Source organism: Niabella terrae, assembly GCF_054783135.1.
This window is the reverse complement of record NZ_BAAGRD010000008.1, coordinates 325405-347851: the sequence shown is the minus strand read 5'-3', so window position 1 is coordinate 347851 and position 22447 is coordinate 325405. Positions and strand designations below refer to the sequence as shown.

The following is a 22447-nucleotide window of genomic DNA, read 5'->3' as shown; positions in this document are numbered from 1 at the left end:
TTAATAAAGCAATTAATAGGATGAATAAAAACGTGTACTAAACACACAATAATTATTCGGCGCTACAAAGATAAGTAGTAATTTGTGTACAAAGTACACAAAGGTTAAAAAAATTGTTTTTTTTGCAGCCTGCAGGCTTACCGCGCTATGGTCTTGAATTTATGCAGTTTGCCCGGCCGGTGGTTGACATCGTCCTCCAGTTCATCCAATTCCATCAGCCAGTTTTTTAATGCGATTTTCTTTCTGAAATTTCTCCGGTCCAGGGGCGTATCCAGGATGGCCTCATAGACTTCCTGTAAGGCCCGCAGGGAGAATTTCTCCGGCAGCAGGTTCTTTACCACCGGATACTCCATCGCCTGCTCCTGAAGCTGCGCCAGGCAGGTATCCAGGATTTTCTTATGGTCAAAAGCGAGTTGCCGGATATGCTTTACCGAATGCCAGTGCAGATCGTTGGTATCGATATTGAGTTTATGACTATTGATATTAACCAGGGAATAATACGCCGTGCTCACTACCCTGCCGGAGGGATGGCGGTCGACGGCACCGAAGGTATGTACCTGTTGCAGGAACACGTCATCCAGATGGGTTCTTTCCTTCAGTATCCGGTAAGAGGCGCCGTCGAGATCCTCATCGGGACGCACCAGGTCCCCCAGCAGGGAGTACAGCCCGGAGAATTCCTTTAAATCGGACTGAATCAGCAATACTTTCAGCTCTTTTTCTTCATAACCGAAAATCACGCAGTCTACGGAGACCGCTATCTTAAAGTACTCAAGATGACTGATTTTCTCGGTTTCAGCCGTTTTTAGTGGATTATTCAACATTGCAATTCGTCGTGTTTGAACTACACAAATGTAAGGTGCAAGGGGCAGGTGCGCAAAATTTTTTAAAAGCCGGTACCCAAATCTATCAAAGGCCCATTGGCAGCACCCGGGATCATTAGCTCCGCTCTGCCGGTTCGGTATATTTTCAGTCCCTGGTGGTTGAGCACATATAGGCGGTCACCCCGGTATAATAACTGCCGGCTCCCGGCCACTGTCTCCGGAAGCGGTAACCGTTCATACCGACGTGTGTCAAGATGGTAGCGGCAGTACTGATTCTGATACACTCCGGAAATTACCTGATCATTGATCCGCAGGTGCTGCCAGCCTTGGATGGGTATCCGGTTTTTAAAGGATCCGTAATAATCGAATACATAAATTCCTGCTGTACTGTCATAGAGGTAGACCTGCCGGTGCTGGTCAAATATGCCTACCGGATTCAAAGACTGGTCAAAAAGTTGCCGGAAATCGGCCGTTTCCATTATGGTCCGGCCCTCTTCGTCAATTTTCTTTAAATTGTTTCCCTGGTTGTCATAGAGCCAGATTTTACCATCGTAGGACAGCCCGACAGCCGGCACATTAAATAGCTGGTGCCGCCGCAGGTCAATGGTCTGGCGAACCTGTAACATGCCATCCAGAACAACGATAGTGGCAAATCCCTGCGAATACAACAGGATTTTCACCGGATTGGATACATCCAGCTGGCTGGCTTCGCCAAATCTTCTGATCTCATTGAATACCGCCAGAGAATCTCCAGAGGCCGACAGTTTTTTCAGTTGACTGCCCGCGTTCAGTAAATAAATCTGATCCAGATTGCCCACTGCCACCTGAATATAGTCACCAGGCACCGTAACCAGCAGGGTCTGGGACCGGACACCGGTAAAGATTCCCAAAAACAGCCCTATGATCCACAGGTTTTTCATGGATGTCTGATAATTTTTGACTCCGTGTCGGTATAGGATTGAAGCGATACATCCCTGCCATCAAAAACGGCATACGTAAAAAAGCTGATCCAGTCGCCGAGGTTGATATATCGGCTGCTGTCTGTCAGCCGGTAATCGATGGGCAGGTGACGATGTCCGAAAATAAAATAGTTATAGTGTTTTTCCTCCAGTTGCTCGAGGCAGTACCGGATCAGCCACTCGCGGTCGGCGCCGAGAAAAACTTCTTCAGCGCTACCGGTTTTGGCCCGGCTGCGCCGGCTCATATAATTGGCCAGTCCAATGCCGGCACGCGGTGGCAGGATACCGAACAGCCATTGACAAAAAGGATTGCGGAACAGTTTCTTCAGTCGTTTGTAGCCCTGATCGCCCGGACCCAGACCGTCGCCATGACCAATCAGAAACTGACGGCCGGACCATTCGAATGCCTGCGGTTCAAAATAGACATTCATGCCCAGCTCCTCCTGAAAATAATTGTTCATCCACATGTCGTGGTTGCCGACAAAAAAATGCAGCCGGATACCGGCGTCAGAAAGTGTTGCCAGTTTGCCGAGCAACCGCAGGTAACCACGGGGTACCACATACTTGTATTCATACCAGAAATCAAACATATCGCCGACAATAAAAATCTCGGCTGCCCGGTCTTTGATCTCATCCAGAAACTGCACGATCAGGCGTTCCCGCTCGAGGCTTTTCGCATGGCTGGGCGCCCCCAGATGAAAATCGGATAAAAAATATATGTTCTTTTGCCGTTCCAGATCCATTATGATAAAATTACAGGTTCCCTAAGCTAAAATCCAAAAACCAGCGCTTTCCTCAAAATTTCTTATTCCATCGGTGTGGCAACTTTTTTTTCATAATGACTGATCGCCAGACCGCCCAGCACCAGCAGCACGCCAATGATCGTAAACAGGCTGATCCGGTCCCCTACCAAAAGGGCGGCGATAATAATGCCGAAAATAGGACATAGAAACAGCCAGAAGCCGGCTTTTACCGGGTCCTGACCGATCAGCTTCAACCAGAGCGCTACAGCTACAATGGATACCGGGATAGCCAGCCAGCCCGTACCCAGCCAGAAATCAGTCCCCCAGTGATTCTTATGCGGCTGGTAGGTCATCCAGACAAATGGAACCAAAAAAAGGCCTCCCAGCAGGGTTTGCCAGCCATTGATGGTCAGTAAATGCAGACCTTCCCATTTTCTCATAGTGAAGTAAATAGTCCCGGCCGAATAAGATAACATACTGCCGATCAGAATCACCAGTCCTCTTACTGTTACGGATGCTCCGTCGAACAGGGGCCAGGCGACTACTACAAAACCGGCGATACAGATCAGCAGGGCGGTCAGTACCCGGCTGTTCATGGGCTTCTTCAAAACAAAAAAAGACAGAAAGCTGATAAATACAGGACTGGCGGCAACGGTCAGCGCGCCGATACTGGCAGTAACTTCATCCATTGCCACCACATAAAGCCCCAGATAAATAGAAATATTCAGGAGCCCGTAGATTGCCAGTTGTCTCCATTGGCGACCCCGGGGCAGTCGCTGTCTGAGCAGCAAATGGGCAATACTGAGCATAATCAGCGCCGCAATGGCAAATCGCCAGATGGCGACTACCAGCGGCTGCCCCTCCCGAAGGGCAATTTTAGTAGCCGAGGAAGCCGAAGCCCAGAGAATCGAAAATAACAGGCCTAACAAGACCCAGAGATAATTTTTATGCATGCAGGTAAAGGGCGTGAAAGTACAGCAATCCCTGCAAATCTCCGTACAAACCAGCCGCCTAATCCAGCTTTTCCTTGCAACGCTGCATCCTATCCGTGATATGCCGGCGTTCGGCCGCCGAGGGTATCTCGCGTTGTAATGCCTGCCGGTAATACGGGAGCGCGTCCGCGTACCTGCGCTGCGCAAACAGATAATCACCGGCGATTACGTAACTGTTATAAAGTGCAGGGTTGGCGGCCACCACACTGTCCGGAACAATCCGGCGGTGTTCAAAAGCCATTTCCTTATATGCCCGATAGCGTTCGAAAGCCCGGAACCGGGGACTGTATATAAAGGAGTCTGCCGGTATTTCCAAAGCAGTTTCATCAATCTCATGATTGTCCTGAAGGCCTCGCATCGAAAAGATTTTGTGCAGATCATAGCAACGGAAAGCACCCATCTGCCAGGGGCCGGTTGAAACCCATACTTTTAATTGCCGGGGTTCGAAAACGATCGAATGGTGGGCTATAAACTGATTGACGGCCTTTTCATTGCCCAGTCCGATATCCGCATTATCCAGTCCCTTGTAATCCCGAAGAATGGCCACGGTCTTGGCTACGGTATTGGCTCCGTTGACAGCCAGCAGCTGCTGCAACCGCCGGTAACGATAGCCCGAGGCCGTCTGAGATTGCTGCTCCCGGTTTTTCTCCGTACCACTGAAAGCCCTGCTTTGAAAATGATTGGTGCACTGGATGCTGTCGCCTCCCGGATCGTAGAGTGCCAGGGAGTCGGGGGTTTTTTCCACGATCACCGCGCGGTTATCGGCAGCCGAACCGACCAGAAAAGATTCGCTGACAAACATTTTTCTTTTACGGGCAATTGCCACGGCTTCCGCTATGTTTTTGGCATACTGGATGATTTCTCTGGCTACCAGGCTCACCGGGGTGGCGGCCCCCGATGGAATGTCACTTTTAGCCGCATTGATGGTCACCGTCAGCCCTTTTTCATTCATCCCTGAGACCACGCCAATAAAACCGCCCCAGGTCACACTCATAAAGCGGTAACCCTTGTCCGGTGCCATAAATGCCACAATCTTATTTCGGGCAAAGTGATCGCCCACCCAAAAATCAAAATTTCTTCCGATAATCAGGTTGCTGTCCTGCGAGGCTGCGCCCCAGGTTCCAAAAGACGTACAACCCACCAGCATCATGTTTTGCAGGGCATGACCGATATCATGGGCAGAATGGTAATTCAGGATCCGGGAATACTTGGTACCGATATTACGGTAACCCTCCGATGCCGAACGGGAAACACCGTAAATCTCCTGCTGGTACTCATCGGTTACATAATCCGAAAGGTCCCGGTTGAACCAGCCGATAAAATACTTGAGGAAATGAAGATAAAACCTGGAAGGGATCATTTTACCAATCTGTTCACTGAAATAATCTTCCTGCTTTTGAACCAGTTCTTCACTGAGTTTGCCGTTTTTTACACCCATGGCGAAGGGCGTGCCGGAAACATACATTTCATACAATCCGGAATTGCTTTGCCGAAGCCAGTTATCACCAATTGTATACAGGCCTGTATCCGGTTGGTTGCGTTGCAACGAAAGGGCCCTCGTATCACTGATGACCGGAGGGTCAACCCGGGAGACCCGTACCATATACCAGGCAAAGAGCCCCAGCAGCAGCAAGAGTACCGCCAGCACCCGGCCCAACCGGCGCCAGGTTCTGTTTTTTCTGATTTTCTTTTTATGCATTTCTAATGCTGTCTACCAGCGATTCATCCTGAAGTATCATCATCGAACTGAGTACGGCACTCAGCGAGGTTCCCAGGATACCATGCAAATTTATATGTTGCCCGGTTAAAAACAGATTGGGAATCCGGGTGCGGGGACTGATCCGGGTGGTCAATGGATCCCGATAGTCTTTTTGCACCCCATACATCGCACCGGCGGCATCCCCGATATAATCCCGGTTGGTCAGTGGTGTGGAACTGTAACAATGTCGGACCTGCGCCACTAATTCCGGGAAACGCCGGCCAATGAGTTCCAGGAGGATCTGGGTCTTCTCTGCTTTGAAAGCCGCGTATCCGCTGCCGCGGTCGGAAGCCTGCCCCACCCGGTTATAAGTCCCTGCCCAGGGTGCCAGTTCTTCGTAGCGCATTAGCGTCAACACCGAGACGGTCGCCGTAAAGCCCGGATGGCGTCGGTCTTCGGTAAAATAAAGACCGTAACCCCGCGGCCAGTCGGTTGTGGTATAATCCTCCTGCTGCCATACCTGTCCTTCACGCATATAATAATAATTGGCCGACTGATAAGCTAACTGACCTGGCGCCATGACCAGGTGCAGCGAAAAGCAGGACACCGTTGGCGTCATTGCGGCGATCCTCTTGCGGTACAGTCCCCTTAGCAGTCCCGAATCCGTCATCTCCAGTGTCGCCTGGGGATTGATATTGGACAGGAACTTTGCGCCCCGGATCAGCTCCCCTGTGGCCGTGCGGGCTGCCGTTATCAGACCGCCCTGTTCAATAAGTTGCGTAATTTCTGTATTGCGCAGGATGGTCCCTTTCTGCTGTCGGATGCGGGTCGCCAGCAGTTTGGCAATCTGTGAACCGCCGTTGCGGCATTTCCAGCTACTTTCAATATAACTGTTCAGGATCAAAGCATGGACATGAAAGGGAGTAGCCTCTGCACGACCGGCATAGAGCAGGTTATTGGCGGCCAGAACCTGGCGGAGTTTGGGATCGGAGATCAGTGCTTCGATGACCTTGACAGCGCTCTGGTCTGTGCCTTTATAGTCAGGAACCGCGGTACCTGCCCTGTGCAACTGATATAGGGGAAAAGAGGCACATACTTCCTGGATGGCGGCACAATAAGCCATAAGCCCGTCGCGCTGGTTGGGGAAATCCGCCGTCAGTTTTTCTATAAAAGCGGTATAACCCTGGGCCTGAGCGTATACCCTGGGGTCTCCTTCGATCATTATCCGGTCAAAACAGGAATCCATGCGCTCCAGCCGCAGTTCATCTATAATGCCCGCATACTTAAAGATCTGATACAGGTTCTGTCCCTTATCCAGTCCTCCGATATAATGTACACCGGTATCGAAAAGCTGCCGGTTGCGGGAAAAAGTCTGCAGGTTGCCTCCCAGCTGTTTGTTTTTCTCTACCACACAGACCCTGAGTCCTTTTTTACCCAGGAGCACAGCTGCCAGCAGCCCGCCCAGACCCGAGCCCATAATCACGATATCATAAAATTGCTTTTCCTCCGGCATTAAGACAAAAATCGCGTAAAAACCCAGTATAATTAACAGATTTAGCATTTTTAACCAGACGAATACCTGTAATTTTGCCCCGAATGAAGCAGATGGCCGTCATATTACTGACCTTTTGTTACATGCTGGTGACTACCGGCGTAGTGACGGTATCGCATTTCTGCATGGACCGGCTGGCTTCTGTATCCTTTTACGGTGGTTCCCAGAAAAAATGCGGCAAATGTGGTATGGAAAAATCTGCACACAGCTGTTGTAATGATGAAGCCGCCTTTTCCAAAATAAGCACCGGCCACTTTATGGCGACAGCCACTGCTGTCAAGGTGATGACAGCCAGTCAGCAGGCCCTGTTGCTCACCCGATTCCTGTTAACACCCCTACAAAACGGTGAGCAGTTGCTCCCGACCGGCAATACCGATCCCCCTCCATTACACCAGGGCACTCCGGTTTTCCTGCGTAATAATGTTTTTAGAATTTAATACCCTTCCGGAGCAGTGAAAACTGCCCTATTCTCAGATTTATGCACACAGGTGCAGCAGGATGGCTGTTGCTGTATGTTCGTCCATCTGTATTCCATGACGCTAGCAGGTATGACCGGTAGCGCACCTCCACAAACATTAAATTAAAAAAAATGAAAACATTATATATATTACTGACCGCCCTATTATGCTCCTTTTTCAGCAATAACCTGCAGGCACAGCAGGTCCGCAAAGAAAGTTTTGAAGTATCCGGTAATTGCGGGATGTGCAAAAAAACCATTGAGCAATCCGCCAAAAAAGCCGGCGCCAATTTTGCTTCCTGGGACAAAGACTCCAAAAAGCTCACCGTAAAGTACGGCAGTAAAACAAAATTATCGGCCATACAACAGGAAATTGCTGCTGCCGGGTATGACAATGCAGGCGCGCTGGCTCCTGATACATCCTATCAGCAGTTGCCGGAATGTTGCCAGTACGAACGGAAAGCTGCAATAAAATCAGTCGATAAAAAATAAGTCTTGCGGCTGACGCCGCTTTATATTTAATTAAACTGCAATCTCCGGAGCCCTAGGTTCCGGAGATTATAGTCAGAAAAAATTAGCATACATGAAAACAATTATCGTATCAATATTTGGGCTATTACTGGCGTGGCAGAGTCATGCCCAGTTTTCCAAAGCCACTTTGAAAGCCAACGGGCTTACCTGTGCTATGTGCAGCAATGCCGTCAATAAAGCCCTGGAGCGCCTGAGCTTCGTAGAAAAAGTAGAGGCTGACATTAAAAATACAGCTTTTAATATCCGGTTCAAACCTGATGCCGACGTCCAGCCTGATGCCATCAGGGAAGCTGTTGAGGGGGCCGGATTCTCTGTAGGTAGTCTGCGTCTTACCGCTCAGTTCCATCAGTTGAAAATCTCCAAAGATCAGCATGTGAAAATTGGGAATGCGACCTACCATTTTCTCAATACGCCCGAACAACATTTGAATGGAGAACAAACCATCACGCTGTTGGATCGAAATTTTGTAAGTGACCCGGTCTTTAAAAAAGTAAAAACCTACAGCCAGATGCCCTGTGTGATTACCGGCAGAGCCGCCGCTTGCTGTTCCGATGGCGAAGCCGGTCAGCGTATTTACCACAGTACTATTTAAAAATAGATGACCAGCTACAGCAGTCTGTCGGCTGCTGTAGTTTCTTTATTCCGTCCCGTCAGGGAATCAGGAGATCATGACCCGCGCCGGGGACTGGTTCTCAATGATCTTCTAATTTCTTTGAATCCTACCTTATTATGCAAGCGAAGTATCTTTTAGTAGCTGGGCTGCTGCTTTGGTTCCAATATAGTGGCGCACAAGAACTCTATGTATTTACGGAACCCGCGTCCAATATCCCCGCCCGTTCGTTCAGTGTTAAACTGAGTAGCAATCTGGCCGGGAAATCTATGGAAGACCGAAACATCATCGCCCAGCGTTACCGACCTGAGCTCATGGCCGGTCTCTCCAAGAATTGGATGGTAAAAGCCGGACTCGGGTTCTCAGATTTCAACAGTCCGCAATTTCGTTATGAATCCATCAATCTTTATAGCAAGTACCGTTTCCTCACCAAGGACGGAGACTTCAGCCATTTTCGGATGGCGGCCTTTGCCGATGGTGTCCTGTCCCGTTCTTACAGTCCCTATGATGAAATTAGTCTGCAGGGAGATAAAACAGCTGCAGCGGCGGGGATAGTGGCTACGCAACTCCTGCACCGCTGGGCAATCAGCAGTTCCCTTACCCATACCCAGGTGCTGGACAGGCATCGCTTCCGGCAGGAGCGGGACATTAACGGATTACCTTTTCAGGCAATGGATTACAGTCTGTCAGCAGGTTACCTGCTGTTGCCGCGGGCTTATACCGATTTTAGGCAGACAAATCTCAATCTTTATACAGAATTGCTGGCACAACAGAGTCTGGATGTGAAAGGATACTACCTGGACCTGGCGCCCTCCGTACAGTTAATTTTTAACAGTGATACCAAACTGAATCTGGGTTACCGGATACAAATCGGCGGTAATATGACCAGGATGGCAACCAATAGTTGGCTGCTCAGCTTGGAAAAGAGTTTTTTTGGATTCTTTTAGTGCGTTCAACAGCCAGGTAATTTATGCATTAACTCAGATAATCATGCGCTCAAAAGAAAGAGGCGGGAAGTATGGAAGTCTATTGAACTTTTGCAACTAATTTAAGTTCCTATTATTGAGCTGGTATTTAGAAAGGAGGCATTCGGCAATATTATCCCGGCATGCGGGAAATATATTTACCAATTTCTTTGAGCTGGTCCACGATCTGTTTGGTCGTCGGATTGCAGGCTTTTGCTTTACGGTAGAAATCTTTGGCTGCCCTGAATTCACGCTTATTCATCATAATACTGCACATCTGAAGATAGGCAGCCGCTTCGTTTTCCTTATCGGGTAACCCTTTTCGAACGGCCTGGCGGATATAACTTTCCCCTTGTTTAATATTACCCTTCTGCATGGCCAGCATACCCATTTGCAGCAGACTCGCGCCTTCTGCTTCTTTCATCGGCATTCCCAGATCAAGGCCTTTCTTCATCATCGTCTCCGCTCCGTCAAAATCCTGCTTGCTCATGGCAATATTACCTTTCAGGGTATAGTACACCGAGCGGATGGGCTTATACAGTAAATTGGGATATTTGACTGAATTCAGGATTTTCTCTGCACCTTCCAGGTCACCGTTTTCCATATAATCCTGGATCAGTCGCAGGGGTCCGAAAAAGAAATAACCGAAAATGAGAATCAATGCAATCAGGTATAAAGGAAAAGCGGGCCAGAACCCTGAGTAATAATTGGTAAGACCTCCCAGGATAACTAGTATGAGGGCAATGGGCAGACGATATTTTATAATAAAGTTATACGCTTTCATATTCGAAAAATATTAGGTCGGCAAAGATAAAGGGTTCTGCCTTAAAAGGCCGGTGGGATTTCAGAGAGGTTCGGTCGAAAAGCCGCGGCTCCGGGGCGTTTTGTGGCTCCCGCTGCAGGCAGCTTTTCTATTACAAACACCACAGTGCCGGCAGAAGTCGGCGCTGTGTCTGTAATACCCATCAAAACACTTTTTTAGTTGCGAACCGCTTAAGGACCCGGCTGTATTTAACGGCACCGTCTTTATCGATCTGTTTGATCCTGACATACAGGCGGGCAGAAGAATCTGGGGAATGGGCATCCTTTTTGGAGCAGGCGCTCAGGGATAGAAAATAACCGGCAGCCAATACACCTGAAAGTTATTTGGCGGAACAAAGGCCGGCAGATCAGCACATAGCCTTAATTTTGCGGACGTTATGACAGATCTGAAAAAAAACCGCCCCGTAGCGATATGGCTCATGATCGGAGCCGTCCTGATTATCATACAGATATTGCTGGGTGGCATTACCCGCCTGACCGGTTCGGGATTATCCATCACGGAATGGAAACCCATCCTGGGAGCTTTACCGCCCATGAACGAAAAGGACTGGATGCAGGCCTTTGACAAATACAAGGAAATCGCGCAGTTCAAATACCTCCACAACCATTTTACACCTGGCGATTTTAAATTTATTTATTTCTGGGAATGGCTGCACCGCAACTGGGCCCGTTTCATGGGCATTGTATTCATCATCCCATTTGTCTGGTTTGTTTACAAACGGAAAATAGACGGCAGCATGTTCTGGCCGATGATCATCCTCTTACTGCTGGGCATACTGCAGGGTGCGATCGGTTGGATCATGGTAGCCAGCGGTGTAGGAACCGATCTGGTCTATGTGAGTCATATCCGTCTGGCCGTACATTTTATGGCGGCGCTCCTCCTGCTGGTGTATGTTTACTGGTTTGCGTTAAAACTGAAGGTCCCTGATTTCCAGCGGCTCCGGATACCCCGGATTCGCCGATTTACAGTCCTGCTGCTGGTGGTACTTTGCCTTCAGCTGATCTACGGCGCATTTATGGCAGGAACCCATGCGGGCAAGTCCGCAGTTTCCTGGCCGAGTATCAATGGTCAGCTGATCCCCGGAGGTATGGGGGAAGACGGTGGCATCTTACATAACCTGATTACCATTCAGTTTATCCACCGTGGCCTGGCCTATATTATCCTGGCACTAATTGTCATATTCAGTTACCGGCTCTACCGGCAACCCAAGAATTCCCAACTGTATAAAATGCGCTATTGGCCACTGGCGGTTACCCTGCTACAGGTCCTCCTGGGCGTACTGACCCTGATCAATTACCTGACACCCAATAAACTGGCCCTGGGCATTGCCCACCAGTTCACTGGTATGTTCCTGCTGATCTTGATGGAACGTATTTATTTCTTTAGTTCCGGAAGGCCCAGATAGGTTCGGGCAGCGACCCTGCGCTAAGGTCCCTTTCGCCAATCGATTAGGTACCGTTTTCAGATCGCTGTTCGCCCTGGTTATTTACCGCCGTTAAGTGTCTGCTGTAATGCCTGTAATTCTTCCCATTTTGCTGCTGCCGCCAGTTTGGCCTGTTTCGGCCAGCTGGCCGGATCATGCATCTGAAACTTGGGACCGGCCGCATCCAGAATGGATTTCAGTTTTTTACCACTGGCTTTACCCAGTTCCTTGAAATTCCCGATACCTGCGGCCTGCAGTAATTTCGCAATCTTGGGACCGATGCCTTCAATGCGGGTCAGGTCTTCAGTCAGCGCTGTTTGGGCGGCGACTTTTTTAGCGGGCGCCTTCGCTTTTTTGACGGTTGCTTTTTTAACCGGGGTTTTGGCTTCCGGCCCTTTCACGGTAATCAGGCTGTTTTCCACCCCAAATACCGGATCAAACACATACTGTTCGGCCGCCCAGTCATTCACCCACTGGCCATTATCCAGTAAAAACCGGTATTGGTAGCTTTTTCCGGCCTCCAGGGCCACAGTGGCTGTTAAAAGACCGTTCTTTTGTGCTTTCAGTTGGATGGCTTTTTGGGGATCCCAGTTATTAAAATCTCCGAGCAGCAGTGCTATTGTAGCTTCGCCCAATGCCGCTGCGGGCAGGCTGAATGTAACTTTTTTCATTTTTGCGGTTTTTAAGAATAAAAACAGGTTTGTTAAGAATTTGCAAATATAGCATAAAGCCTGCTTAGCCCCTAACAACCGGAACTGATGTTGTAAAGAATGTGGACGAATCAGTCAATATTTGCTATTTTAGACCTCGTTTCCATTATCAAAAACTTACGGAGCATGCAAAAATGGATGAAATTTCTGGTGGCAGGCAGCCTCCTGTTGCCGCTGCTGACAGTGGCCGGCAGGCAGCCCAAACCCCGGGTGCTGGTCATGTGCAAGACAGCCGGCTTCTATCACAGTTCCATTCCTGCCGGACTGGCAGCCCTCCAGAAAATGGGAAAGGAAAACGGATTTATCACAGACACCACCCGGGATGCCGGTCTTTTCACAGAAAAAAACCTTAAAAAATATGCAGCGGTTATTTTTCTCAGTACCACCGGCACCATTCTGAATCCGGATCAGAAAGCTGCATTTGAAAAATATATAGAAAATGGCGGTGGCTTTGTGGGAATTCATGCCGCCACTGATACAGAATACGAATGGCCCTGGTACAACCGTCTGGTAGGGGCTTATTTTTTGAATCACCCCCAACAGCAACAGGCCCGATTGCTGGTCAAAGACCATCAGCATCCGGCCACACGGCATCTACCTGAAGTCTGGGAACGCAAAGATGAATGGTATAATTTCAAGGACATCAATCCGGACCTAAACATATTGATGACCATCGATGAAAGCAGTTATGAGGGCGGTGCCAATGGCGTCCATCATCCCATGGCCTGGTACCACCAGGTGGGCCAGGGCCGGGCTTTTTATACGGCATTGGGGCATACCGATGCCTCCTACGTCGAATCCCTGTTTCTCGAACATCTGTTGGGCGGGATCCGCTATGCAATGGGTGATACAAAGCCGTAGCCGGCTAGTGGGCTTTCATTTTATCGGTAATCGTTTTCAGCGAAGCCCGCAACTTGTCGATGGCTGCATTTAAAGCCTGATCATAACTATCTCCGAAAGCAGATGCCGCAATAGGATTTTTGCCCTTGATGCGGGCTTCCAGGGTACATCGCTTATCATCACTGGTCTTCCGGGTGGCGTTTTCATCAGAGAAATATACGTCGGTTCGGGTAAGAATATCAGCAAACCGGTCCAGTTCTTTTTGAATAATTCCTTTAATTTTCTCCGCATAGGCGCCATGTACACTGAGGTGCTTGTCGGCATTTATTTCGATTACCATGTTTTATTGTTTAAATATTACAGATCATCCCGGTTTTGAAAGTTAACCAATTTAATGAATATAAGCTTCGGCCTGCTGAATACCGTCAACTGGACCGGCCGGCTGCTTTAATGCTAACAATATTGCTTCCACTCTTGTTCGTTCCGGTCCTACTTCGGGCCCAGGACCCTTTTCAGCACCTGGCTGCTGCGATCCAGCAAAAAGCCGACAGTATGCGATCGGCGGAAGCTTTGCCGGGTATCATGATCGGTCTTTCCGATCAGCAGGGTACCCGCTATTTTGACTTTGGCTTTGCCGATCCGGAACAAGCGCAAGTTTTTGATGCCAATACGATTTTTGAAGCGGGCAGTATTACCAAGACGTTTACGGCCTATATACTGGAATCCGTACTCAAGGATTATGGGATCAGTGATGAAGCAGCTATGCTGGATTACCTGCCGCCACCGGTCCGGGCCAATAAAAGGCTGGCAACCATTAGCTTCAAAAGCTTGCTGAACCATTGTTCCGGCCTGCCCCGCCTGCCGGAAAACCTGCAGGTAGCCGGGCTGCAACCCTATGCAAATTATAACCTGGACAGCCTCTACCATTACCTGGCAAAAGCCCGGCCCCGGCCAGGCAGTCAACCCTTGTACTCCAACCTGGGGGCAGGTCTGGCCGGCGTGCTGGCCCAGCGGATCAGTGGTAGAAATTACCAACAATTGCTGGCAACCTATATTTACAGGCCCTTCGATATGGACGACGTGGCCGCAGATTCCAGCTACCCGCGTAGTGTCGGATACATGACAGGAAAAGTCCCCTATTGGACAATGAATGTGCTGTATCCCGCAGGTGGGCTTCGTACCAATACCCGGCAACTGCTCCGGTACCTGAAAGTGATGGCACAACCCTCAGGAAGCGTCGATACGGCCCTGATCGCTTACTTGCTGCAGCCCACCGTATCTGTCAATCCATCCATACAAATCGGACTGGGCTGGCACCTGCTGCGGCTTCAGGGCCATCCGCCGATCTACTGGCATAATGGGGGCACTTACGGTTTCTCTACCTTTGCAGCCTTCGTGGCCGGAACAGCTAAGGCGGTGGTGGTGGTGATCAATCAGTTTGACAAAAACAATTGCAGTGACGGCCTTGGTATATTCATTATGAAAAAATTACTGGAATTACCCTGATGGAAACAATCCCGCTCAAAGAATTTCTGGATCGCAAACAGACGCAGTACGAACAACCTGATTTTATTCCCCAGGATCCGATTTCCATTCCCCATCGCTTCAGCCGCAAGCAGGATATTGAAATCGCCGGTCTCTTTGCCGCCCTGCTGGCATGGGGCAACCGTAGAAGCATTCTGAACTCATGTAACCGGCTGCTGGAAGCCATGGACCAGGCGCCTTATGAATTTATCTGTGGGTATCAGCCCCGGGACTTGCGCTCGTTGTCGTCTTTTGTTCACCGGACCTTTAATGCGACCGACCTGTTTCATTTATTGCGGGTCTTGCAATATCATTATACAAAGGATGCCGGTAACAGCCTGGAATCCGCCTTTAGCCGGCAATTGAATGCTTCTGAACTTACGGTAGAAAATGCCCTGACGGGCTTCCATGCCTATATTTTTGATGAGCAACTTTTTGAAGACATCCCTGCCCGGACGCGCAAACATATTGCCACTCCGGCCCGCAAATCAGCCTGTAAGCGCCTGAATATGTACCTGCGCTGGATGGTCCGGCCCGCAGATCGGGGCGTGGATTTGGGTATTTGGAAGCAGTTCCGTCCAGCAGAACTGGTTTGTCCCCTGGATCTCCATGTAGGTCGGGTTGCTCGTCATTTCGGGCTATTGAGACGGCCGGCTAATGATTGGTTGGCAGCCACAGAATTGACAGCAGCACTCCGCCGGCTGGATCCTTCCGACCCGGTGAAATACGATTTTGCCCTGTTCGGATTGGGTGTAGTGGAAAAATTTTGAGGACCTGCGTGATCCGTGTCAGGATTTCTTACCGGAGAACATCAATTCCCGGACTTTCTCCTTGTCTTCCTTCTCCTTTTTCAGGTCGAACATCGTACCAAATACATGGTCCCAGATGGTGGTACTCACGCCAAATCCGTTGTGCTCATCCTTGTAATGATGGAGGTGGTGGTTGCGCCATAGTCCCTTCATCCATTTAAAGGGCGGATTCCAGGCATGAATGGCATAATGCATGGTGCCATACATCAGGTAACCCAGCATAAATCCGGGAAAGAACATCAAGCTGTAACGGCCCAGCAGGAGGTAAAAAACCCCCATCAGTAGGGATGCCAGTATGATGCTGGGTACCGGTGGCATAAACAGGCGCTGCCGGTCGCGGGGATAATGATGGTGATTGCCATGCAGGGTATAGGAAATTTTCTGCGCCGTCGGATGGTCGCTGACCCAATGGAAAATAAACCGGTGGGCTATGTATTCAAAAAAAGTCCAGAAGAACATGCCCCCAAAAAAGATCAGCAGCACCCGGGCCACCGAAAAATGTAAGGAATTATGGCTATAATAAAGCATTCCGAAAATGACTGGAATATACATCCCCCAGATCACCAGCGGGTGGGTTTTAGTCAGCATTTCCAGGTAATCATTCTTAAAAAGGCGGGCCTGGCCCTTATTATGAATCTTTTCGAACTTCATGACACAAAAATAAATCAAAATAGTACAATCATAACAGTTAAAACTGCAAGTTGTTCACGCATAATTCTTTAAGAAATCAATCCCCCCGGGTCAAAGACGGGTTCCACCGGTACCGGCTGGCCCAATTCAGTCATAGGAGAGCTGCCACTGACTGAGATCCGGCCGGTGCTTTCGGGTACGCGCCAACTCGTATTGATAGATTTTTTCTCCGACTTCCCTGAAAAAAGGATAGCCCTTTTCCAGGTATTCGTACTTGTTGTCGTTAAGAATGCCGTCCGCATTGACATAGATGGTGCCGCTTAACATAAATTCGACCTGGTTTTTAAAATCCACGATATAACAGACATCCGTGAGGAAACCATGACTCCAGCCGGTTTTATTAAAACTCCGGATATAGGGCGGAATGGGCTGCTGGCCGTCTCGGAAAAAGAAAAACTTGGTATAACTGTCAAAAAACGCCACCGGGTCGTATTCGGGGAACCGGCTTTCTGAAATCCGCTCGGACATATACCGGTACAGGCTCGCATAATCATCGGCGGTAAGGTCAAAATGCCGCGAGGCAGGAACCGAAGCCGGAAACAGCAGGCCCTGCATCATCAGTTGCAGGTCGGACAAAGTCGCCTTATTATGGCGGGTAAAATCATAAGGCGCCTGAACCAATTGCTCATTCCGGTCATAATGGGCATTACCGATCAGTACGGGCCGGCTGAAATCAAAATCAGCCCGCCCTTCAGCCGGCGGCTGTGTATAGATAAGTTTTTCCTCCTTTAGAAACCGGATCTGATTGGTAAACCGGTTCTCTTCCGGGGTCATGGATGTAAAACGACGGGTAATCCGCATATCGGTATAACCCTTGGACCAGAGAGTTTCATTCAGGTACTGCTGACCACAGAACTCGTAAAGCCGGTTATAGGCATCATTATCACTGACCAGGAAAATTTTCCTGAGATAGTGGTCTAATGAAGGCAACCCGTTGGCGGCCGTACTGTCGGCTGTTACCGCTGTCTGTCCGCTGTGACTGGAGTCGGTTAGCATCGGCGTAAACCTGTCGATACCCCTGGATCTGAGATGGTTCATCTTCTCCAGGGCGGTTAACGCGGTGGGCAGTTTGACCATTGATGCGGGATAGAAATACAGGTCCTTGTCCAGGTTCAGGTAATAGTTTTTAAAGCGGGGTCGGTTCCGCTTATCGCGGTCAATACGGGTATAGATGAGCTGGTAGCGGAAGGTATCCTTATGGTTCAGTATTTCTTGCAGCAGCGGCGAGGCATTTTTACGCAGCAGCCGGTTGAACCAGGCATCGGTTTTAGCCTGAGTATGGGCAGAATTCATACCTAATAATAATATAAATAAAAACAAGCCTCCGGTTTTCATAACAGGTTTTTAAACGCATCACAGGCATGGGAAACTGCCCATGGCCGGCGCCCGGACATCCGGACTGGCGCCCTTAAATTAAAACAAAAGCTGCGAACGGCCGATTATCCCGGATTTTTTTGCACCGCCGCCCCTTTGGAAGTCTTCCTGGCAGAAAAATTAATCAGCAGGGCTGGCAAAAGAGCGAGGTTGGTAATGGTAGCCGTAATCAGGGTCATGGAAGTCAGCCAGCCCAGGGCCTTGGTGCCTCCGAATCCACTGAAACAGAATATTACAAATCCGGCGATCAGCACCAGGGCGGTATATATGATACTGATGCCCGTACTGTGAATGGTCTGGATGACCGTCTGTTCCACACCATTCTGCTGCAGGGCGAGCTCCTGTTTATAATTGACAAGAAAACGGATCGTAATATCAATTGCAATACCCAATGCCACGCTGAAAATCAGAACCGTACTGGGTTTCAGGGGGACGCCTGCCCAGCCCATGACACCGGCAGTAATGACCAGGGGAATGATATTGGGTATCAGTGAACAGATAAGTATCCGCCAGGATTTAAACAAATAGAGCATGCAGACCGCAATCAGCAAAAAGGCCCAGAAAATACTTTCCTGCAGGCCGTTAATGATAAAGCGTCCGCCTTCCAGAAAGGCAATGCTGCTCCCTGTCAGCTGAACATTGTACTGGTCTTTGGGAAACAGGGAATCTGCCCGGGCGCGAATGCCTGAAAGTAGCGCTGGCAGCTTATGGGTGCCGATATCGGCCATATTTACCGTGATCCGGGCTTCTCTTTTACTGCTGTCCATGAACCGGGAGAGCAGTTTACCAAAAGCATCGGCACCGGTTGCTTCATTGCCGGATGCGGATTTCATATTCAGGTACCGTGCCAGTCCCGGCAGGTCCAGTTCAGAAGGCATGGAATAATTGCTGCTATCACCTTCAAAAAATGCCTGTTTGGCAAATTTCAGTCCTTCAATTAGGCTGAGCGGCCGGGCCATTTCCGGCTGGGCACTGAGGTACTCGGTAAAGGCATTGATTTTCTCGAGGTTCCCGAAATTTCGGGTCACGCCGTATTTCTTCTTTGTATCAATGATAATTTCCAGTGGCATCACCCCTTTGAAATGCTGTTCGAAAAATTTCAGGTCGGTATAGATCCGATCCGTTTTGGGGACATCATCCACCATATAGGCATTGCTTTGCAGCCGGAAGGTTCCTGCGAGCGCGACGATCAGCAGCAGGGCAGTAATGCCGTAAATCAGTTTACGGTGTCCCAGGCTCCAGCGTTCCAGTCTTGCCAGCCATCGATTTAGCCGGGGGTTGATCAGGTAGCGGGTATGCTTGGCCTTGGGGGCGGCTAAAAAGGAAAGCACCACCGGAATCAGGATCAGTGAGATAAAGAACAGCAACATGATATTGATGCCTGCGACGACCCCAAATTCTTTCAGAATGGCACTTTTCGTCAGTGCGAAGACTGCGAATCCAATCCCTGCTGCCAGATTACAGAACAAGGTCACCACCCCCATACGACCTACCATATCGATAATGGCCCGGTTCTTTTTTTCTCCGGTAGCGATCTGCGCATCGATCGCCTGCTGCCGCTGCCAGCTTGTATGATATTTATTCAGAAAATAAATACAGTTCGGTATCCCGATCACTACGATCAGTGGCGGAATCAATGCAGTCAGCAGGGTGATATTATAGCCAAACAAATGAATGGTGCCCAGACTGAATACCACGCCTATCAGCACGACGGTAAGGGACAACAGCATGGCACTCAGGGACCGGAAAAAAAGCAATAGTATGATGGCTGACAACAATATCGAAGCAAACAGAAAATAACGCATTTCATGCGCAATACGGGTCGCCATAACGGTGCGTATATAAGGCAGGCCGCTGAGTTTGAGACTGACATGCTGTTGCTGCTCAAATTTGCTGGTCAGCACCAGTATCTGGTTGATGGCAGCGTCTCTTTTTTTGGAATTGATGACAGCCGCGTCCATCGTCAGGCCCATCAGGTAGGCGTGGGTGTCGGGATTATATATCAGTCCCTGATAAAAAGGCAGGGTCAAAAATACGGCGGCATTGCTGTCGATCGCTGTCTGGCTCCGGGTGGCATCGGTAAACAGCTTCTGTGCCTTCAGTGTTCCCGAGGCGCTGTCCTTGATCAGGTTGACGGTTCCCGGTACAGCGATGATATCAGTCACCCCGTATACCTGCTTCAGGTCCTGCTGTAATTTCCGGTAGGCATTAAAAAAATCTGCCTGAAAGAACCGGTTGGTCTGCACCCCGATAACCATCAGGTTACCGTCTTCCCCGTATTTTTTCTTAAAGGCCTGATAAGCGATATTTACCGGATGATTGACCGGTATGGCTTTGGTGAATTCATATCCCAGCTCTACTTTACTGCCCCAGTATCCGAATAAGGCCGTAGCGGCTATGATCAATGTCAGGAATATAAAACGATACCTGATTATCACTCTGCCGATTTGCTCCCACATAAATATTTAAGTTTCGAGTTTCCTTGGTCAAAATCAAATGCAGTCCAATACTTTGCAGGTCAAAATACAGGTCTCATGCCCCGCAAAGAAAAGGAAAAAGCGGGCTATGCATGGTAAAATCCGGTTTTCTTTATCAAGCCAAATAGATAAATAAATGATTAGCAGACTGTTAAAAAATTAAATGCGGCCGTTGATTTTCTCCTCCGGCAGGCCTCGAACCCGACAAGCGGCCCCGGCCTGCAAAACAGCCGGGCAATGCTTACCTTGCAGGCTTCCCGGATTATCGTGACGGAAAAAATACATACCACCCACGGCATTGTGCTCAGAACCGTAAAATACGGTGAGACCAGCATCATTGTATCGGTATACACCGAATTATTCGGCCTGCAGTCCTACCTGGTGAATGGGATCCGCAAGGCTAGCCGGAAAGGCAGCAGCAAGGCGGTATTTTTTCAGCCGGCCGCCTTACTGGACATGGAAGTATACCACAATGAACTGCGGCAACTGCACCGCATCAAAGAATACCGGTTCACCCGCCCCTATCAGCGGGTTTTTACGGATGTACTGAAAAATGGTGCGGCCTGCTACATGATTGAGTTGTTGACCAAATGTCTGAAGCAACCGGACAGCAATCCCGGTCTTTTCGCGTTTGTAGAAGATTGCCTGCTGCACCTGGATGCAGCTTCAGGAAAAATACTGGCCAATATGCCGCTGTTTTTTGCGGTCCAGCTTTGCCGGTTTTTTGGCTTTATGCCGGCGGGCCGGTCGATCGCGCTGAAAGAAGATGGCGCTTTGGTTTTCGATGCCCAGGAGGGTCAGTTTACCGAAGGCCCGGTCTTTCACAACGAACTGCTCCGGGGTCCGTCGGCAGCACTGCTGGCCGAACTTCTACTGGTACAGCAACCCGAAGAGCTAGCCACTATTGAAACCAATGTAGCCATCCGGCGCGAGGTACTGGAAATCATGGAAACCTACTATAACCACCACCTGCAGGATTTCGGCAAACTGAAGACCCTACCGGTACTGCGGGCACTCATGCGCTGAGCTCAAACACTTTTGGTCAGGTACCAGATCAGGATTATAGAAATAAGTAAAATGAATCCCGTAAGCAGATACACCAGCAAAGATGATTTGCGGTATTGATGCTGGTTGATCTGTCGGGTCACACCCCGATAGCGCAAAAAAGCCAGCAGGGTGGTCAGGGTACCCGCTCCTACCAGCAACACCCCAATGGCAGAAGAGTAGCCGGGTGAAGGAGCAGCAACCGGACTGCCCAGAATCAGCGAAAGCTGCTTGACAAATAAAGAAAACTTGACCACCACAAATCCGAAAGCCATGATGCCAATGGCAGTACGGATCCAGGCCAGAAAAGTTCTTTCGTTGGCCAGGTGATCGGCCAGTTGTCTGGGATTAGTCGGCTCCATAGGCTAAAGATAGCTGAAAGCGCGGGGATTCGGCGGGACCGGATGCGTTTTAACTGCTGTCGGCGACCTGGTTCGCATCCGCGCTGGCCGCCAGTTTCGTCGCCAGGATACTGATAATAAAAATCTGCAGACCATGAAAGAGCATCAGGGGCAGCAACATCAGACCGACCGCCGTTCCGGCAGGAAATACAATCTTGACAAATACCGTTCCGTGTATCAGGGATTTTTTGGTCCCACAGAATTGTGCAGTGATCTGATCCGCCCGGTTAAAATGCAGGCGGCGGGCCATCCAGCCAATCAGGCCGTACATTATAAAAAATAAGGCCAGCAGCACCAGTATCAGAAGGAGCAGCACTCCGGCACTTAGCTGGCTAAAAAGCTGTTCGTCAAAGGAACGCGCAAAACTTTTGTAAATGATCAGCAGGATGACCGCCCGGTCAAAAACCGTGAGTTGTCTGCTGTAATGCGCAACCCATTTGCTCAGGTATCCCCGCAACAACATGCCCAGGATCACCGGTAACAGAATCTCCGAAACCAGTTTCAAATAGATATCGGTAAGGGAATAGTCATTGTCGCCTGCCTGCAAGAAAAGGCCCATCCACAAAGGGGTAACCAGGATCCCGATCAGCCCTGAGATACTGGCGTTGAAAATGGCAGCGGTGGTATTGCCCCGCGCCATTGATACCATCACGACAGAGGAGGAAACCGTCGAGGGCAGGGCACCCAGAAACAATAAGGACAGCCAGAGCTGCCGGTAATCGCCCCGGGCCGCCAAAGGATATAAAACCAGTATCATCAGAGGAAACAGCAGAAAACTGGCCGCCTGTACCAATAGGTGGAGGCGCCAGTTGCCCAGTCCCTTCCGGATTTTAGTACCGCTGAGCCGGACACCGTAAAAAAAGAAAATCAGCGCCACACCGATTGTGCTGATGCCATCCAGGGGCAGGCTGGAGCCGGCGCGGGCTGCCTGAGGAAAAAAATACGCCAGCAGGAGGGTGGCAATAATTGCCAGCACAAATTTATCGGGTTTTAATTGCTTCAT

The 22447-nt window shown here is 49.6% G+C and carries 23 protein-coding genes; 9 read left to right on the top strand and 14 right to left on the bottom strand.

All coding sequences use genetic code 11. From position 1 onward, the window contains the following. Positions 1-137: 137 nt before the first annotated feature. The 6 genes from ACYVI9_RS09665 to ACYVI9_RS09640 all read right to left on the bottom strand — a co-directional run bounded on the left by ACYVI9_RS09665 (position 138) and on the right by ACYVI9_RS09640 (position 6775). Positions 138-821 (bottom strand): NUDIX hydrolase, encoded by a 684-nt coding sequence (locus tag ACYVI9_RS09665; protein ID WP_460763922.1) that lies wholly within the window; start codon positions 819-821, stop codon positions 138-140. A 62-nt stretch (positions 822-883) separates the two neighbouring features. After that, positions 884-1741 carry a hypothetical protein gene (locus ACYVI9_RS09660; RefSeq protein ID WP_460763919.1) on the bottom strand — a complete coding sequence of 286 codons (858 nt, stop codon included), beginning with the start codon at positions 1739-1741 and terminating at the stop codon, positions 884-886. After that, entirely contained in the window at positions 1738-2523 is a 786-nt protein-coding gene (locus ACYVI9_RS09655; RefSeq protein WP_460763917.1) for a UDP-2,3-diacylglucosamine diphosphatase, read from the bottom strand. The genes ACYVI9_RS09660 and ACYVI9_RS09655 overlap by 4 nt, the downstream gene beginning before the upstream one ends. 62 nt (positions 2524-2585) lie before the next feature. Further along, on the bottom strand, positions 2586-3452 hold the full coding sequence (locus ACYVI9_RS09650; protein WP_460763914.1) for a DMT family transporter: 867 nt from the start codon (positions 3450-3452) through the stop codon (positions 2586-2588). Positions 3453-3534: 82 nt separating this feature from the next. Next, positions 3535-5214, bottom strand: coding sequence for a C45 family autoproteolytic acyltransferase/hydolase (locus ACYVI9_RS09645; RefSeq protein WP_460763911.1), 1680 nt, complete (start codon positions 5212-5214; stop codon positions 3535-3537). Beyond that, entirely contained in the window at positions 5207-6775 is a 1569-nt protein-coding gene (locus ACYVI9_RS09640; RefSeq protein ID WP_460763908.1) for a phytoene desaturase family protein, read from the bottom strand. The genes ACYVI9_RS09645 and ACYVI9_RS09640 overlap by 8 nt, the downstream gene beginning before the upstream one ends. Before the next feature lie 35 nt (positions 6776-6810). Between ACYVI9_RS09640 and ACYVI9_RS09635 the strand changes: the two genes are divergently transcribed. The 4 genes from ACYVI9_RS09635 (at position 6811) to ACYVI9_RS09620 (ending at position 9311) form a co-directional block, all read left to right on the top strand. After that, positions 6811-7203 carry an HYC_CC_PP family protein gene (locus tag ACYVI9_RS09635; RefSeq protein ID WP_460763906.1) on the top strand — a complete coding sequence of 131 codons (393 nt, stop codon included), beginning with the start codon at positions 6811-6813 and terminating at the stop codon, positions 7201-7203. 152 nt (positions 7204-7355) lie between these two features. Further along, on the top strand, positions 7356-7715 hold the full coding sequence (locus ACYVI9_RS09630) for a heavy-metal-associated domain-containing protein (RefSeq protein ID WP_460763903.1): 360 nt from the start codon (positions 7356-7358) through the stop codon (positions 7713-7715). A 91-nt stretch (positions 7716-7806) separates the two neighbouring features. Beyond that, on the top strand, positions 7807-8346 hold the full coding sequence (locus ACYVI9_RS09625; protein ID WP_460763900.1) for a heavy-metal-associated domain-containing protein: 540 nt from the start codon (positions 7807-7809) through the stop codon (positions 8344-8346). Between the two features lie 137 nt (positions 8347-8483). Further along, the gene (locus ACYVI9_RS09620; protein ID WP_460763897.1) at positions 8484-9311 is read left to right on the top strand and encodes a hypothetical protein; all 828 of its coding nucleotides are present in this window, start codon (positions 8484-8486) and stop codon (positions 9309-9311) included. A gap of 151 nt (positions 9312-9462) precedes the next feature. On the opposite strand, the gene ACYVI9_RS09615 is transcribed toward ACYVI9_RS09620, so the two are convergent. Continuing rightward, positions 9463-10113, bottom strand: coding sequence for a tetratricopeptide repeat protein (locus ACYVI9_RS09615; RefSeq protein WP_460763894.1), 651 nt, complete (start codon positions 10111-10113; stop codon positions 9463-9465). 415 nt (positions 10114-10528) lie between these two features. Between ACYVI9_RS09615 and ACYVI9_RS09610 the strand changes: the two genes are divergently transcribed. Then, entirely contained in the window at positions 10529-11557 is a 1029-nt protein-coding gene (locus ACYVI9_RS09610) for a COX15/CtaA family protein (RefSeq protein ID WP_460763892.1), read from the top strand. A gap of 77 nt (positions 11558-11634) precedes the next feature. Here the strand turns inward: ACYVI9_RS09610 and ACYVI9_RS09605 are convergent, their stop codons facing one another. After that, a complete protein-coding gene (locus ACYVI9_RS09605) occupies positions 11635-12246 on the bottom strand; it encodes a DUF4332 domain-containing protein (protein ID WP_460763889.1) in 612 nt (203 codons plus the stop codon). A gap of 165 nt (positions 12247-12411) precedes the next feature. Here ACYVI9_RS09605 and ACYVI9_RS09600 point away from each other — a divergent pair, with 165 nt between their 5' ends. Further along, complete coding sequence (locus ACYVI9_RS09600; RefSeq protein WP_460763887.1) at positions 12412-13146, top strand: ThuA domain-containing protein; 735 nt, start codon at positions 12412-12414, stop codon at positions 13144-13146. 4 nt (positions 13147-13150) lie between these two features. Here ACYVI9_RS09600 and ACYVI9_RS09595 read toward each other — a convergent pair whose 3' ends face one another. After that, a complete protein-coding gene (locus ACYVI9_RS09595; protein WP_460763885.1) occupies positions 13151-13465 on the bottom strand; it encodes an HPF/RaiA family ribosome-associated protein in 315 nt (104 codons plus the stop codon). A 35-nt stretch (positions 13466-13500) separates the two neighbouring features. On the opposite strand from ACYVI9_RS09595, the gene ACYVI9_RS09590 reads away from it, so the two are divergent. Together ACYVI9_RS09590 and ACYVI9_RS09585 are read left to right on the top strand one after the other, a co-directional pair. Beyond that, entirely contained in the window at positions 13501-14631 is a 1131-nt protein-coding gene (locus ACYVI9_RS09590; protein ID WP_460763882.1) for a serine hydrolase domain-containing protein, read from the top strand. Next, positions 14631-15419, top strand: a complete 789-nt coding sequence (locus tag ACYVI9_RS09585; protein WP_460763879.1) for a TIGR02757 family protein — start codon at positions 14631-14633, stop codon at positions 15417-15419. Before ACYVI9_RS09590 ends, ACYVI9_RS09585 begins: the two co-directional genes overlap by 1 nt. Before the next feature lie 18 nt (positions 15420-15437). On the opposite strand, the gene ACYVI9_RS09580 is transcribed toward ACYVI9_RS09585, so the two are convergent. The 3 genes from ACYVI9_RS09580 to ACYVI9_RS09570 all read right to left on the bottom strand — a co-directional run bounded on the left by ACYVI9_RS09580 (position 15438) and on the right by ACYVI9_RS09570 (position 19981). Continuing rightward, on the bottom strand, positions 15438-16109 hold the full coding sequence (locus ACYVI9_RS09580; RefSeq protein WP_460763877.1) for a sterol desaturase family protein: 672 nt from the start codon (positions 16107-16109) through the stop codon (positions 15438-15440). A 126-nt stretch (positions 16110-16235) separates the two neighbouring features. Next, positions 16236-17483: a serine hydrolase gene (locus ACYVI9_RS09575; protein WP_460763874.1), complete on the bottom strand. Its 1248-nt coding sequence runs from the start codon at positions 17481-17483 to the stop codon at positions 16236-16238. Between the two features lie 104 nt (positions 17484-17587). Further along, the gene (locus ACYVI9_RS09570; protein WP_460763872.1) at positions 17588-19981 is read right to left on the bottom strand and encodes an efflux RND transporter permease subunit; all 2394 of its coding nucleotides are present in this window, start codon (positions 19979-19981) and stop codon (positions 17588-17590) included. A 255-nt stretch (positions 19982-20236) separates the two neighbouring features. Between ACYVI9_RS09570 and recO the strand changes: the two genes are divergently transcribed. Further along, a complete protein-coding gene (gene recO, locus ACYVI9_RS09565) occupies positions 20237-21025 on the top strand; it encodes a DNA repair protein RecO (protein ID WP_460763869.1) in 789 nt (262 codons plus the stop codon). Positions 21026-21027: 2 nt separating this feature from the next. Here recO and ACYVI9_RS09560 read toward each other — a convergent pair whose 3' ends face one another. Both ACYVI9_RS09560 and ACYVI9_RS09555 read right to left on the bottom strand, forming a co-directional pair. Further along, a complete protein-coding gene (locus ACYVI9_RS09560; RefSeq protein ID WP_460763866.1) occupies positions 21028-21405 on the bottom strand; it encodes a YidH family protein in 378 nt (125 codons plus the stop codon). Positions 21406-21454: 49 nt separating this feature from the next. After that, positions 21455-22447: a bile acid:sodium symporter family protein gene (locus tag ACYVI9_RS09555; RefSeq protein WP_460763863.1), complete on the bottom strand. Its 993-nt coding sequence runs from the start codon at positions 22445-22447 to the stop codon at positions 21455-21457.